The organism is Aquibacillus rhizosphaerae, from assembly GCF_030282825.1.
Classification (GTDB): Bacteria; Bacillota; Bacilli; order Bacillales; family Amphibacillaceae; genus Aquibacillus_C; species Aquibacillus_C rhizosphaerae.
Genome location: NZ_JASTZU010000063.1, coordinates 313,899 through 328,497, shown reverse-complemented (window position 1 = coordinate 328,497; position 14,599 = coordinate 313,899). Strand labels below are relative to the sequence as shown.

Below are 14,599 nucleotides of genomic sequence, written 5' to 3'. Positions count from 1 at the left end.
TTTTTTTATATAATATCACATAATTTATAGTGAAAAACAATTAGATTACAAAACAAAAAGAGAATGAATATTATCATCCTCATTTTAATTTATAAATTATTTTCTTAAGAATAAATCCAATGACTACTCCTGGAATTACCGATAACATCGGTAACCAAACGGGTCCCAATAAAACGCCAAACAGCTTCACTTTAGAAGCATACATCAAGCCAACCGTTACAAAGTAAGCTGAAAAAACAAATGGCAGGAAATCATAAGCCCCTTTTCCTCCGCCCGCATCGTAAAAAGCATCCCACATCGCAAAAAAATATAAGCATGGATAGAACATAAGCCAGCCAAAATCAGTTTGAGCTAAAGCTAAGTGCGTTTCACCTAAAAAGCTAAAACGTATCACTTCATTAAAATTCGCTTGTACATTGACCAAGAATTCCAAACCAATGAACACAATTCCTTTTATATATTTTTGGTTTAAAATTTGACCAAACCCCGGAAGGGCAATACTCCAAAGCAACACTTCTTTTGCTTTCACATTCTTAAACCTTCCGCATTTTTATTAATAAAAGTGTCCATTAACTTTAGCTGTAAACTGATATTGATAATATATATAATCAGAGCGATTTTGCTAGTTACATAAAGATATTGGCATGGTTCATTTCTCAAAAAAACGCTTATCAGTTCTGGCTTTTTTATTTTCATGAGGTTACCTCCAATATATGTATAAAAGTATCATTCCCTTCACTCAATAATTTATTTAAAAAATCGGAGTATGATTTCTTGCTAAAATTTAACTGCTTACATTGCATTTCTTATTTATTACGGTACAGTAAAATAATAAGTTATATTCTTGAAAGTAGGCTTTTGCATGAATAATATTACGTCTAAAAAAACAAATAGACCTTTAGTACTAAGTGCATTAGTAATAGCTATGTTTATGGCTGCAATTGAAGGTACCATTGTCGCTACAGCTATGCCTAACATCGTTGGAGATCTTGGCGGCTTTTCATATTATAGTTGGGTATTTTCAGCTTTTTTATTAATGCAAGCTGTCACAACACTTATTTATGGAAAACTTTCTGATTTATTTGGCAGAAAGCCAATATTTGTTTTTGGGGTGATTATCTTTTTAATTGGCTCCTTTCTTTGTGGAATTGCCACTACAATGACAATGCTCGTTATTTTTCGAATTATTCAAGGTATTGGAGCTGGTGCTATTCATCCCATCGTCACAACAATTGTTGGTGACATGTACACGATGGAAGAAAGAGCAAAGGTTCAAGGATACCTAGCAAGTGTTTGGGGAATATCTTCAGTTCTAGGGCCATTGGCCGGTGGGTTTATCATTCAGTACGTTGATTGGGCTTGGATTTTCTGGATGAATATACCACTAGGTATTATTGGTATTTTTGGTGTTGTATTATTCTTACACGAAGAAGTTACTACAGAGAAAAAATCAATAGATTACATAGGTTCAAGTTTGTCTTTTATCACTATTTCATCGCTCATCATTGTGTTGGTTCAGGGTGGAGTTGCTTGGTCATGGATTTCTCCACAAATACTCCTTTTGCTTACTACATTTATAATTAGCTTGATCCTATTTATATGGCAAGAGAAAAGAACTATCGCACCCATGATGCCATTGCATCTATGGAAAAATAAACTTATTACAATCGCAAATTTAGCAACCTTAACTTCCGGAATGATTATCATTGGATTATCAAGCTTCTTACCGACCTATGTTCAAACTGTCATGGGACATTCAGCTATCGTTGCCGGCTTTACACTTTGTACGTTATCGGTTGGTTGGCCTATTGCTGCAACAATTGCAGGACACTTAGTCTTAAAAATCGGTTTCAGACCCACCGCAATACTTGGCGGAACATTCTTGTTAATCGGAGGTATCTTATTTCTTTTTCTTGATCCTACTAAGGGTCCGATTTATGCAGGCTTTAGTTCTTTTGTAGTTGGAATCGGTATGGGGTTATCTAGTACTACTTTTATTGTATCTATACAAAACAGTGTTAGTTGGAAAATTCGAGGTGTTGCTACATCATTAAATATGTTCATGCGAATAATAGGAAGTGCACTAGGTGCCGCTATCTTAGGTGGAGTTCTTAATACACGCTTACAGCAGGTATTGGTCAAAAACAGTACTGTCGTAGGTGGTAACCTCGAATTAAGTAGCCCCGATGTATTATTAGATGAAACAGCTAGAAATACGTTATCTCCAGAAGTCTTAGACATATTAAGTAATTCATTGAATCAAGGATTACACGCGGTATTTATTGGCTTATTTATCATTGCCGTTATTACTTTTACAATTACAATATTTTTTCCAAATTTAAAGGGAAATAGCTAGTCTCATCAAATAGAGGTACATATTTGCAAAAATACGAGGTCATTTCCCCATACTGTGTTTTTGAATCAAATATCAAACTATAACATCTATTTCATAGTTAGCTGATTGATTCGTTAATTGTATCTATTCGTGGCTTAAACAATATCAAAGATGTCTTTTATGATTTTCCCTATCCCTCTCATTAACCACACAACCATTCTAATCGGAAATAATAATAATTCAGGTATCCAAAAAAGCATTTCTAAAAAAAATTCAGCTATATTGCCTCTCCCATCATTCTTTTTTCTTTTTATTTTTCTTCTCAAGATAACACCTCATTTCCGATTATTAACTGGATGTATTATTAGAAGCGACAGATACGGCTGCGACTCCAGCTATCATAGTAGCCTGCTGTGCTTGTATAATTGTTTCAATCGTTGTATAAAGACCTGTTTCTAGTAACTCATTATTTGTTAATTTTTCGCTAATCACCAAGTTAACAGCCATCATAAAATTAATTTCCTTATGCCATTTAAAGGTCTTATCTTGATTAAGTTGATCGACAGTTTTTACGACTAAACTAACTTCTGCTCTACTATCTTCTAATAAAGAGAGCATGCCTATTTGAGGATAGTTAGCTGCTTTTGGTTTAATGCCTTGTCGTTTTAATTCACCATAAATATTCTCACACCTTTCAATAAGCACTTTAGCTTCTGCATTTGAATCAATCGATAATATATGACTAAGAAATTGTAAATCGTTTCCTTTCGTAAAGCTTAATTGACTAAGTTCGTTATAATATTTTTCCACCCGTATCATTAAATCTTCAACCGAACCATCTAACTGAGATAATAAAACTGCTAAAGGATAATCATTTTGTGTAGTGAGAAAAACATGCTCTTGTTTCATCCCCTTATAGATTGCCAGGGCTTTCTCGATTTGATTTTGTCTATTAGATGACTCTTCTCCATTACCAAGTAACACGAGCGCAGCTATATATGTAAATGAGCCTCTTTTAAATTTACTATCTACTAGTTGCTCATATAACATAATCATTTCTTGAAATTTTTCTGTTGGATTTTGGTAACGAACATCTAACATTGCTGCTGTTGTATAACGTTGCTGTGATTTAAGCGTAGAAAACATGCCTACATTTCGTTTTATATATTCACTTACATCATTAAACTGATTAAATTCAAATCGACGGTTATTTACCACGTACAATGCAGAAATCATCATTAAAATTCGATTATCAGAAACACGCCATTTTAGTTCTTTTTTTAACTGCGCATACGTTTGTTTGTATTGATCAAGTTTCGCTTGGACTTTTTGCATTGTGTTCATCCTCTCTAAATCCTGATACTAATTATTACGGTAAAGATAGAAAAAAGTTTCGTTTAAAAAAGAAAAGCGCAACTCAGCTTTTACTGGATTGTGTACTGTAACATTTTAAAACTCAGGCGCTGCAATTGCCCCCTTGTTGGGAATCGTTTTCATTAAAACCCACCGTAAAAACAGTGATTTTATTAACAAACCTAATATAGCCTTTTTCAAAGTAAATCTCCTAGAATTCCAAAAACAGTTAACCGCTTACACTTATATGAGCAAATAAAGGTGTTCATTATTTATAATCAATAAATTCGTTAATGATTGGATTTAATAATATTGTGTATTTAAAATTAGTTAGATTATTCAGTTTTCAATAAGGTTAACGATATATTTGTAACTTATTAAGGTTGACTGTTGAATCTAATTCTCTTAATGCTTAATTCCCATTTTCATTATCAAATGGGATTTTTAGTTCTTTAATTTCTTTTATCAACTCGATTATTATTACCCCCCCTCAAATCATTTTTTTAAAATTATATATTAGTTTGGCTTAACAATTTTTCCACTCTTTTTTTCACTTCAATCGGTAAAGACTGTTGCAATGCTTCTTCTAACAGTTGTGGATATACAACCCCATTAGCTCTTAAAAAATCTTCAATAAGCAACGCTTTTTCTTGTTTATATGGAATTAACCAATATAAGATATACCAATCTTCTAGTGTACATAAAGGGACAATCATCCCGTTTATGTCTTTATGAGTTATATTGGCTTCTTTTTGCAGTGATAATTTATAAATCCCTTCGTCATGTTGTATTGTAAATCCACCCATGACATCAATATCAATCCCATTAATCCTATATTTAGAAAAGTCTATTGTACGAAAAGGATAAAAACTAAATGCATTTTTCGGTTCACCAATCGATGACAATATTTCGTTTAATTTGGTGACATTAGTTTCATCTACCAAGATATCTATATCATTTGGTTTATCAATTATTTCATAAAAACTAAGTAGAAGTGAACCACCAACTGCCCACGTGATATTCATGTGTTTTAATCGGTCGACGATAAAAGATAATGTATTTAGCATATTACTTCTTCCTCTCAGTATTTCTAAGTACCATTCACACCATTATGCCCAAGACTATAACAGCATTTTTTTAACAAAAAATGTCTTTCCAATTAATATACAATTGGAGAGACATTTTATTATTTGAACGATGTAACAGAATCCTGTGCCTATTTACATCACTTATTATCTTTACTTTCAATATTCATTTATTCACTTATACTTCAGATTGTTTATAAGAGCTCGCTAACTCAATAACCATCGCACCCATTTTAGGATTTTCTGGTTCGATAATCCGTTTAACACCATTTTTCTCTAACTCTTTGGATGTTACACTACCTATAGATACTGCTTTTACCTTTGTTTGAAAAGCATTTACAATACTACCCTTATCTTCTAGTCCACCAAATAGATTTTCAACTTGAGTTTTACTCGTAAAAAGAACTGCGTCCAATGTAAGTTTTGATATTTTGCTTCTTAAGCTTTCAAGCGTATCTTTTTCTGGCTCCACGTAATAATAAGGTGTGGATCGGTATAATGAAATTGGTAATGTATTAAGTTTTTCAATTAAGTTGTCCTCATTCTTATTGTATTCTTGCAAAAAAAACTTACTTCCTGTAATCTCCTCATCACGCAGTCCTTCAATCAATTGATCCATCGTACCATTAGGGGAAACAAAATCCGGCTTTAAACTCCATCCCTTCAGCCATTTGATCGTTTTACTTCCACGAATCGCAAGCTTTGTTTCTTTTAGTTTTTCGATAAAATCATTGCGAATTCCTAATCTTGTCGCTGCGTCTTCCAATGCTTGTGCTCCTATTCCTGTTGTAAGCATAACCCAATCAAATTCATGATCAATTAAATATTGTACTTCTTCTTCTGCTTGCCGCTCATTTAGTAGACGTTGTCCTTGAATCGATTGAATTACGGGGATACCACCTTTTTTACGAATAATTTCACTGATTGCTTCTGACTTTCTATCCGCTGCTATTCCTATCCTTTTGCCTTCTAGTTCTTTCATATCAACTACTCCTTTATCGCTGATTAGCCACTCTACAAGAGCGTGACGTGTTTCGTATTCCTTTCATTTAAAGCGTTAGATAAAATTATATAACTATTGTTTTTAATCATCTTACTAGACATGTTCTTTAAAAATAAATTCTTAATACTCGTGACATTGCTTCCTATAGTATACGATACCCATTAGATAAGTTAAAGAAATGATCATTCTATTTTTCTATCAGCATAGAAAAATTTTACCTGTTAAAATCAAGGGGAAGATGCTTGTTTTTGCAAATATCGTATTAATAATTTTATATTTTTTATATTTTACTATTGAAACACCGTATAATTTAGTGTAAAGTACTAACAAATGCTTTACCATTAAATTACATACAAATAATCTTATAACTTATCAAGAGAGGTTTAGGGACTGGCCCGATGAAACCTCAGCAACCAGCTATTAAAAGCCCGGTGCTAATTCCAGAAGGTGAATATCGCCTAACAGATAAGAAGAATGTTATCTATTAAAGAGCCTTCTTCTTATGAAAGGTTCTTTTTTTAATGTTTACAAGACCCTTACAGTACAGTGTTGAGTAGTTAGACTATAACTGGAGCGTTAATTTCTAAGGAGGAATTTTTAAATATGGTTGCATTTGATGATCATTTAGAAACAAAACTAGTCCACGGAGCGAAAAAACAAACGTCACAATCTGAAACCGGTGCTGTAAATGTACCCATCCATCTATCATCTACTTTTCATCAGAAAAGCTTTGATTCGTTTGGACCTTATGATTATAGCAGATCAGGAAACCCTACTAGAGACGCATTAGAAGAGATTATCGCGGATTTAGAAGAAGGAACAACCGGATTAGCATTTGCTTCTGGCATGGCGGCTATTTCTGCTGCATTCATGCTCGTTTCAGCTGGTGACCATGTACTCGTTTCTAAAGATGTTTATGGTGGAACTTACAGACTTACTACAGAATTACTGACACGCTTTAATATTGATCATACCTTTGTTGATATGACAAATTTAGAAGAAACGGCAAAGGCAGTCCAACCAAATACAAAAGTAATTTATGTTGAAACTCCAGCAAACCCTTTAATGAATATAACCGATATTGAGGGTATCGTAAAAATTGCCAAAGCAAACAATTGTCTAACCTTTGTTGATAACACCTTTATGACACCTTTATACCAAAAGCCATTAAATTTAGGAGTAGATATTGTCTTGCATAGCGCAACTAAGTTTTTATCTGGTCATAGTGATGTTGTTGCAGGTCTTGCAGTAACTAGAGATAAACAGCTAGGTGAAAGGCTTAAATTTATCCAAAACACGTTAGGGTCTATCCTTGGACCTCAAGATTCTTGGCTATTAATTCGGGGAATAAAGACGTTAAGTGCACGTTTAGATAGATCGACAGAATCAGCGAAGAAAATTACTGACTTTTTATTAAAACAGTCAATTGTTGAAAAGGTATATTATCCAGGATTAGAAAGTCATCCAGGTTTTTCAATCCACCAACGACAGTCAACAAGTGGCGGCGCTCTCTTATCTTTTCGTTTACCCGATAGAGAAACTACAAAAGCATTTGTTGAAGCAATAAAGTATCCTGTTTTTGCTGTTAGTCTTGGGGCAGTTGAATCGATTCTATCATACCCTGCCACAATGTCCCATGCAGCAATGCCAAAGGAAGAACGTGAAGCCCGGGGAATTACAGACGGTTTGTTAAGACTTTCTGTTGGCTTAGAAAATGTTGATGACCTAATAGCAGATATCAAGCAAGCATTACAAGTTGCAGTTAATCAACATACTCCTGAAACATCTATTTAAGCGCTAAATTTTGTATGACAAAACATTAATGAAAGAAGGAATTATAAATGACTCAAACACAACAATCCAATAAAGTTAATAACAAAATAGGTCCATTCCGCGCTGACCATGTAGGTAGTATCCTACGTCCTGAATCACTTAAAAAGGCACGCAAACAACGGGCTGCTGGTGAAATTACTGCCGAACAACTAAGAAATATTGAAGATGAAGAGATTATTAGAATTGTTGAAAAGCAAAAGGAAGTCGGCTTACAAGCTATAACAGATGGCGAATTCAGAAGAACATGGTGGCACCATGATTTTCTTGAAGGGTTTGACGGAGTAGAAGGCTTTGAAACCGACCAAGGAATTGCATTTCATGACGTAGAAACGAAACCACGCGCAATTAAAGTAAACGGAAAAATAGACTTCACAAATCATCCGATGATTGAAGACTATAAATTTTTACATCAAGTTGCTGGATCTCACACGGCTAAATTTACTATTCCTAGTCCAAATATGTTGTTTTTTAGAGAAAAAAATGAAGAAGATTATTATACAGATGAAAAAGACTTAGTACAAGATTTAGTAAAGGCCTATCAGAAAGCGATTCAAGCTTTTTATAATGCCGGTTGTAGATATTTGCAATTAGATGATACATCTTGGTCTCTGTTCTTCTCAGAAAATGGTAATAACCTTGTGCGGTCATGGGGATATGAACCAGAAGAGTTACGCCAACTATTTGCGAATAATATAAACGAAGCAATCGCTCATCGACCGGATGATTTAACAATAACCATGCATATATGTCGTGGTAACTTTCGATCAAGTTGGGTAGCCTCTGGCGGTTATGACCCTGCTTCAGAAACAATTTTCAACGGCATTAATGTTGACGGCCTTTTCCTTGAATATGATGATGAAAGATCTGGTGGGTTCGAGCCGCTTCGTTATGTTAAACGAAATGATTTACAAATCGTCCTTGGATTAATTACATCTAAATTCGGTGAATTGGAAGATGCCCAAACTATAAAAGACCGAATCAAAGAAGCTTCCAATTATGTTAACCTTAATCAATTATGCTTAAGTCCACAATGTGGATTTGCTTCTACAGAAGAAGGGAATATAATTACAGAAGAAGACCAATGGGCAAAACTAGAACATGTTGTTAAGATTGCAAAGGACGTTTGGAAATAATGAATATTGTTTACCAATCACAAATTAAATAAACTTATCTAGAGAGACGGAGGGAATTGGCCCGAAAATGTCTCAGCAACCAGCTTAATAAGCATGGTGCTAATTCCAAAAGATAAGAAGTTGTAAACCAGCTGTTAATTGGGGCCCTCTTCTTTAGAGGGCTTTTATTTAAAAACACAGTACAGATTTTTTCAAGTATTCATTTGCATATAAAAAGCTATCCTTTTACTAGTCAATGTTACTATACAGGAGTTTTGAACAAAATTGGGGAGATGAAGCATATGACAAACAGAGACATAGAAACAAAATTGGTTCAACTTGGTAACAAAAGCGACCCTAAAACAGGTGCCGTCAGTCCACCAATATACCTTTCTACCGCCTATCAACACGAAAGTCTGGAAGTGAATACTGGATATGACTATACACGAACAAAAAATCCAACGCGCTCTCTCTTACAAGAAGGAATTGCAGACCTAGAGGGTGGCGATTATGGATATGCGTGCAGCTCCGGTATGGCAGCTATTCAACTTGTTCTATCATTATTTAAATCTGGTGATGAAATTATAGCTACTGAAGATGTATATGGTGGTACGTACCGTATTTTAGAACAGTACACGAATAGCTATAATATTAAAACCACTTACACTGTCTTAGATGACAGTGAGTTGACAGAAAAATACATTACAAACAAAACCAAAGCTATTTTTATTGAAACACCAACGAATCCATTAATGGAAGAAATCAATATTGAAGAATTAGCCAAATTAGCACGTAAATACAATTTATTATTAATTGTTGATAACACATTTTTAACACCATTCCTACAACGCCCCATCGAACTAGGAGCGGACATTGTTATTCATAGTGCAACAAAGTATATCGGGGGCCATAATGACGTCTTAGCTGGACTAGTTGTCGCCAAAGGAGATGCTCTTTGTGAAAGACTTGCATTAATGCATAACGCAGCAGGAGCAGTTCTATCTCCATTCGATTCTTGGCTGTTAATTCGCGGATTAAAAACACTTCCTTTACGGATGAGACAGCATCAGGAAAATGCTAAAAAAATAGCTGCGTTTTTAGAAGAGGAATCAGTTGTCACAGACGTCTTATATCCTAATAAAGGTGGCATGCTGTCTTTTCGATTAAAAGATAGTAACTGGATAGATACCTTCCTTAAAAATCTTCAACTCATTGTTTTTGCTGAAAGCCTTGGTGGGGTTGAAAGTTTTATAACTTATCCAACTACACAGACTCATGCAGATATACCTGAAGAGGAACGTGAACGACGCGGTATTGATAGCCGATTACTACGGTTTTCGGTAGGAATTGAACAAGTTGATGATTTAATTACTGATTTGAAACATGCATTTTCAAAATTACAGTAAATGTAAAAGGCTGGTCCTTGTTGGAACAGCCTTTTTACTATATAGAAATTCGCTCTTTCATTAAAGCCAATACTTGTACTATTTCATCTTTAGTAGTATATCTTCCTAAACTAAATCGGATTGTTCCCATTCCAACATGTTTCGTAATCCCCATTGCTTCAAGAACTGAGGAAAGTTCAACAGTACCGGAATGACAAGCTGAACCAGTAGAAGCAGCTATTTCTGGAATTTGTTCTAGTATCTTAGCCCCTTCTTGTCCTACAAAACTGACATTCAATGTATTCGGCAAACATTGTTTTAAATCGCCATTTACAACTATCTGCTCTTTAAACATATCGTTTAGTTCTTTCCAAAAATAATCTCGAAGCTGCACTATTTTATTATCTGTCATATAAGAATCAGCTAATTCACAGGCTTTACCAAGAGCAACGATATATGGTGTATTTTCCGTTCCCGCACGTAGTCCATCTTCATGCCCAGCACCATGAATAAACGAAGCTATCTTTGTCCCTTTTCTTACATATAGCGCTCCTACCCCTTTAGGTGCATACAATTTATGACCTGCCACAGATAATAAATCAACACCAAGTTTATCCACATTAGCAGTAATCTTACCGATGGATTGAGCAGCATCTGTATGAAGTAGAACATTGTATTTTTTAGCGATTTCACTAATTTCTTCTATCGGTTGGATGGTACCAACTTCATTATTCGCGTGCATAATAGAAATTAAAATAGTAGTGTCTTTCATTTCTTTTTCAACATCTTTAGGATTCACTTTTCCATATTGATCTACATCCACATAACTTATCTCTGCTCCAATTGATTCTAAATAATGACAAGGTTGCATGATTGCAGGGTGCTCTATTTTAGATGTAATAATATGGTTTCCTTTAGCACTTAGTTGCGTGTACACTCCTTTAAGAGCATGATTATTTGACTCACTACCACCACTTGTAAAGATCACCTCATCAGGTTGACAACCTAGCAAACTAGCAACCTGACTTCTTGCTGTAATTATTAATTGTTTGGCATCCTTACTTGCCCAATGACTAGAGGAAGGATTCCCGTAAACTTTCGAAAAATAAGGAACCATTTCACTAATTACTTGTGAATCTATTGGCGTACTAGCATTGTAATCTAAATAAATATTTTGCAATTGTCTCCCTACTTTACGTATGATTTTTTTAAGATTATATATTATATGTTAACGGAACATGGTTAAGATATAAAGATAATTTCTGTTAAAGTAACACTATTTTATTACTAACAAAAATTATCTTTTTTAAATAGTGATAATTTTTTGACTTTTTACCCTGTAAATTGTTACCATTGTTAAGGATGTAAACGAATTAAAACATGGAAAGAGGAGCATAATGAGGGAAACATGGTATTTTTTAGACTCCGGACATTGTACACCTGCTTATAACATGGCAATGGATGAAGCATTATTGAATTGGCATAGCAAAGGATTAATTCCACCAGTTATTAGATTCTATGGGTGGTTACCTGCAGGCCTTTCCGTGGGATATTTTCAAAAAGTAAAAGGTAAAATTGATTTAGATGGTGTAAAAAAACATGGTATTGACCTTGTAAGAAGACAAACAGGAGGACGTGCGGTTCTACACGATCAAGAACTTACATATAGTGTCATCGTATCGGAAGACAAAATGCCCAAAACAGTAAAAGATGCTTATTTAGTGATTTCAAACGGACTATTAGAAGGTTTTAAAAAACTAAACGTCAATGCCGAATTTGCTATCCCAGAAGGTAAATTACAGACGACTGATTCAGCTGTATGTTTTGAAGAACCTTCTTGGTACGAACTAATCGTCGAAGGAAAAAAGGCTGCTGGCAGTGCACAAACACGTCAAAAAGGAGTAATTCTTCAGCACGGATCAATTCCGATTGATGTAGATCCAGTTAAGTTGTTCGATTTGTTTATTTATCCTAACGATCGTGTAAAACAACGTGCAAAACGAGCTTTTGGAGATAAAGCAGTAGCAATTAATGAAGTATCGCAACAACTAATTAGTTTTGATGATGCAAGAGTGGCCTTTAAAAAAGGATTTGAACGAGGTCTAGACATTAATCTTGAACCCTTTATACTTTCAACAGATCAACTCAATGAAGTGAATGACCTCGCTACAAATAAGTACAAAAGTGACACATGGAACTATTCACGCTAAAGGAGTGTTAGAACTTGGCCAAAGAACAGGAACATTTACGTAAACCAGAGTGGTTAAAAATTAAAATTAATACGAACAAATCCTACAATCGACTTAAGAACCTGATGCGAGACAAAAAACTCAACACGGTTTGTGAGGAAGCTCGTTGTCCTAATATTCACGAATGTTGGAGCGAAAGAAAGACAGCCACGTTCATGATCTTAGGTGATACGTGTACACGTGGCTGCCGTTTTTGTGCAGTAAAAACAGGTTTACCTAATGAACTCGATTGGGACGAACCACAAAGGGTTGCTGAGTCTGTACAAATAATGGGGTTAAAGCATGTTGTCGTAACCTCTGTTGCTAGAGACGACCTTAAGGATGGTGGTGCAGCAGTGTTTGCTGAAACAGTCCGTCAGATACGAAAGCTTGCACCGGGCTGTACAGTAGAAATACTACCTTCCGACATGAAGGGAGACTATGAAAGTTTACACACATTAATGGATAGCGCACCAGATATTTTCAATCATAATATCGAAACAGTAAGAAGACTAACGAAACGTGTAAGGGCAATTGCTATGTACGACAGATCACTTGAACTGTTAAGAAGAGTGAAAGAGATCGCACCAAATACACCAACAAAATCTAGTATCATGGTTGGTCTTGGTGAAACAAAAGAAGAAGTAATTCAAGTGATGGATGATTTAAGAGCAAACAACGTCGACATTATGACGATTGGGCAATACTTACAACCAACCAAAAAACACTTAAATGTAGAGCGCTATTACCACCCAGATGAATTTGATGAACTACGAGAAATTGCAATGACAAAAGGATTTACACACTGTGAGGCTGGACCTCTTGTTCGTTCTTCCTATCATGCTGACGAACAAGTCAACAAGACTGCTGCTCAACGTAGAATAAAGTACATGCAAGGCTATGAAGAAACTAATAACGAAATACTAAATAAAGTAAACTTTTAATTCAAAATCCCTCACCTAGTTGAGGGATTTTGAATTACATCATTATATTAGCGATGATCCATATGAGTATGAAGCTAATTACGATAGTTAAATTGGAGGTAGTACCTACAAATCTTTTATCATAATCAAATTCTACCGAATATGGCACAACAGACATCGAAGTTGGCAGGATAAAACTGATCAACAAAGTAAATCTAAACATTTCATTAAAAGGTAGCGTTACAAATAAAAGTACACCCAGAGCTAGCCCTATGATATATCGTAAAGACAAATATTTGATGATTAGATTCACATATATCCTGTCAAAAGAGAAATTCAGATAGATACCTAACAATAGTAGAGACAACGGCATATTAGCAGCTGAGATTATTTGTGAAACATCTAATACAACAGGTGGTAGATGTAATCCAATAATACTCAGTGTGCAGACAATGATGTATGTCATCAATGGAATTGATCTTGATAACTTTACTATCACAGACTTAAAATCTAAGTTGACTTGTTCACCTGAAAAGTAGCTTCCAATCAAGTAACTTAAACCAAATACAATAAATGCATTACCCACATCAAACATCCCAAAGTATTTTAACCCTTCTTGTCCCCAAATCCCTTCTACTAATGGATAAGCAAATAGCCCAATGTTAAATCCAGGTACCATCATTGCTAACATACCTTTAGTCTGTCTATCTTCTTTCCTAAATACAATCAGACCCAATAAACCCAAGAATAAGCCATAGACAATTGCTATAGCTATAAGCATGAAGAGAGAATATTCTATTTGGATACCATTGAACGTAACAATAATTAGAGCCGGAAGCGTAATATTAAAAATAATTCTAGCAAGTCCTTCTCCATCTTTCTCTTTCATAATATTCGAACGTTTGAGTACATACCCTAAAGCGATAATGATAATGGAATATAAAAATTGCTGATTAAAACTATCCAAAAGATGAGTCCCCTTAAAACATTTTATCTAAAAACTTTACTATTTCTATAAGATTGTTGTTACTAATAAATATAAAGCCTGCACTAAGTATTCTTTCCTTTTGTGCTTTCCGTTTCAATGGATTACGTGGTAAGAATCCTTTCCGGCAGAAAACTCCGCTTTCCACGGGCACGGCTTCAGCTAACTCAGAAGAAGATCGCTTTTGAGTGGACCTTCAGCTCGCGCTGTTCCCGTAGGACAAGGAAAGCTACTTGAATCCACATCGCACGATGAAAATCGATTTATATTTTCGAGGAGTCTGCACATTCTGCCTTCACTAATAATAGTTTCAAACTAAATCTATGAGCTGAATTCTAATAACAAATCTACATTTCA

Annotated in this window: 13 protein-coding genes and 2 riboswitches; of the genes, 6 read left to right on the top strand and 7 right to left on the bottom strand. The window is 34.8% G+C overall.

Going from position 1 to position 14,599, the window contains the following annotated elements:
• Positions 1 to 79 precede the first annotated feature (79 nt).
• A complete protein-coding gene (locus QQS35_RS21720) occupies positions 80 to 529 on the bottom strand; it encodes a hypothetical protein (protein ID WP_285934352.1) in 450 nt (149 codons plus the stop codon).
• A 333-nt stretch (positions 530 to 862) separates the two neighbouring features.
• On the opposite strand from QQS35_RS21720, the gene QQS35_RS21715 reads away from it, so the two are divergent.
• The gene (locus QQS35_RS21715; protein ID WP_285934351.1) at positions 863 to 2,356 is read left to right on the top strand and encodes an MDR family MFS transporter; all 1,494 of its coding nucleotides are present in this window, start codon (positions 863 to 865) and stop codon (positions 2,354 to 2,356) included.
• A gap of 134 nt (positions 2,357 to 2,490) precedes the next feature.
• Here the strand turns inward: QQS35_RS21715 and QQS35_RS21710 are convergent, their stop codons facing one another.
• The 4 genes from QQS35_RS21710 to QQS35_RS21695 form a co-directional block, all read right to left on the bottom strand.
• Complete coding sequence (locus QQS35_RS21710) at positions 2,491 to 2,661, bottom strand: hypothetical protein (RefSeq protein WP_285934350.1); 171 nt, start codon at positions 2,659 to 2,661, stop codon at positions 2,491 to 2,493.
• Between the two features lie 22 nt (positions 2,662 to 2,683).
• A complete protein-coding gene (locus QQS35_RS21705) occupies positions 2,684 to 3,670 on the bottom strand; it encodes a DUF4003 family protein (RefSeq protein WP_285934349.1) in 987 nt (328 codons plus the stop codon).
• A 527-nt stretch (positions 3,671 to 4,197) separates the two neighbouring features.
• Positions 4,198 to 4,755: a nucleotidyltransferase domain-containing protein gene (locus QQS35_RS21700; RefSeq protein ID WP_285934348.1), complete on the bottom strand. Its 558-nt coding sequence runs from the start codon at positions 4,753 to 4,755 to the stop codon at positions 4,198 to 4,200.
• Between the two features lie 196 nt (positions 4,756 to 4,951).
• Positions 4,952 to 5,755: a uroporphyrinogen-III synthase gene (locus QQS35_RS21695; protein ID WP_285934347.1), complete on the bottom strand. Its 804-nt coding sequence runs from the start codon at positions 5,753 to 5,755 to the stop codon at positions 4,952 to 4,954.
• A 387-nt stretch (positions 5,756 to 6,142) separates the two neighbouring features.
• Positions 6,143 to 6,248: riboswitch (SAM riboswitch) on the top strand.
• A 131-nt stretch (positions 6,249 to 6,379) separates the two neighbouring features.
• Here QQS35_RS21695 and metC point away from each other — a divergent pair.
• From metC to QQS35_RS21680, 3 genes are all read left to right on the top strand, one after another.
• The gene (gene metC, locus QQS35_RS21690; protein ID WP_285934346.1) at positions 6,380 to 7,570 is read left to right on the top strand and encodes a cystathionine beta-lyase; all 1,191 of its coding nucleotides are present in this window, start codon (positions 6,380 to 6,382) and stop codon (positions 7,568 to 7,570) included.
• 47 nt (positions 7,571 to 7,617) lie between these two features.
• Entirely contained in the window at positions 7,618 to 8,742 is a 1,125-nt protein-coding gene (locus QQS35_RS21685; protein ID WP_285934345.1) for a 5-methyltetrahydropteroyltriglutamate--homocysteine S-methyltransferase, read from the top strand.
• A gap of 31 nt (positions 8,743 to 8,773) precedes the next feature.
• A riboswitch (SAM riboswitch) is annotated at positions 8,774 to 8,861 on the top strand.
• 162 nt (positions 8,862 to 9,023) lie between these two features.
• On the top strand, positions 9,024 to 10,127 hold the full coding sequence (locus QQS35_RS21680; RefSeq protein WP_285934344.1) for a methionine biosynthesis PLP-dependent protein: 1,104 nt from the start codon (positions 9,024 to 9,026) through the stop codon (positions 10,125 to 10,127).
• A 37-nt stretch (positions 10,128 to 10,164) separates the two neighbouring features.
• On the opposite strand, the gene QQS35_RS21675 is transcribed toward QQS35_RS21680, so the two are convergent.
• Positions 10,165 to 11,286, bottom strand: a complete 1,122-nt coding sequence (locus tag QQS35_RS21675) for a cysteine desulfurase family protein (RefSeq protein ID WP_285934343.1) — start codon at positions 11,284 to 11,286, stop codon at positions 10,165 to 10,167.
• 214 nt (positions 11,287 to 11,500) lie between these two features.
• Here QQS35_RS21675 and QQS35_RS21670 point away from each other — a divergent pair, with 214 nt between their 5' ends.
• Both QQS35_RS21670 and lipA read left to right on the top strand, forming a co-directional pair.
• Complete coding sequence (locus QQS35_RS21670; RefSeq protein WP_285934568.1) at positions 11,501 to 12,316, top strand: lipoate--protein ligase family protein; 816 nt, start codon at positions 11,501 to 11,503, stop codon at positions 12,314 to 12,316.
• Between the two features lie 14 nt (positions 12,317 to 12,330).
• Positions 12,331 to 13,278 carry a lipoyl synthase gene (gene lipA, locus QQS35_RS21665; RefSeq protein ID WP_285934342.1) on the top strand — a complete coding sequence of 316 codons (948 nt, stop codon included), beginning with the start codon at positions 12,331 to 12,333 and terminating at the stop codon, positions 13,276 to 13,278.
• 34 nt (positions 13,279 to 13,312) lie between these two features.
• Here the strand turns inward: lipA and QQS35_RS21660 are convergent, their stop codons facing one another.
• The gene (locus tag QQS35_RS21660) at positions 13,313 to 14,224 is read right to left on the bottom strand and encodes an AEC family transporter (protein WP_285934341.1); all 912 of its coding nucleotides are present in this window, start codon (positions 14,222 to 14,224) and stop codon (positions 13,313 to 13,315) included.
• Between the last annotated feature and the right edge of the window lie 375 nt (positions 14,225 to 14,599).

Bases quoted from the DNA above. Each gene is read 5' to 3' on its own strand.
- QQS35_RS21715 (WP_285934351.1), top strand. From the start codon at position 863: ATGAATAATATTACGTCTAAAAAAACAAATAGACCTTTAGTACTAAGT.
- QQS35_RS21705 (WP_285934349.1), bottom strand. From the start codon at position 3,670: ATGCAAAAAGTCCAAGCGAAACTTGATCAATACAAACAAACGTATGCG.
- QQS35_RS21700 (WP_285934348.1), bottom strand. From the start codon at position 4,755: ATGCTAAATACATTATCTTTTATCGTCGACCGATTAAAACACATGAAT.
- QQS35_RS21695 (WP_285934347.1), bottom strand. From the start codon at position 5,755: ATGAAAGAACTAGAAGGCAAAAGGATAGGAATAGCAGCGGATAGAAAG.
- metC (WP_285934346.1), top strand. From the start codon at position 6,380: ATGGTTGCATTTGATGATCATTTAGAAACAAAACTAGTCCACGGAGCG.
- QQS35_RS21685 (WP_285934345.1), top strand. From the start codon at position 7,618: ATGACTCAAACACAACAATCCAATAAAGTTAATAACAAAATAGGTCCA.
- QQS35_RS21680 (WP_285934344.1), top strand. From the start codon at position 9,024: ATGACAAACAGAGACATAGAAACAAAATTGGTTCAACTTGGTAACAAA.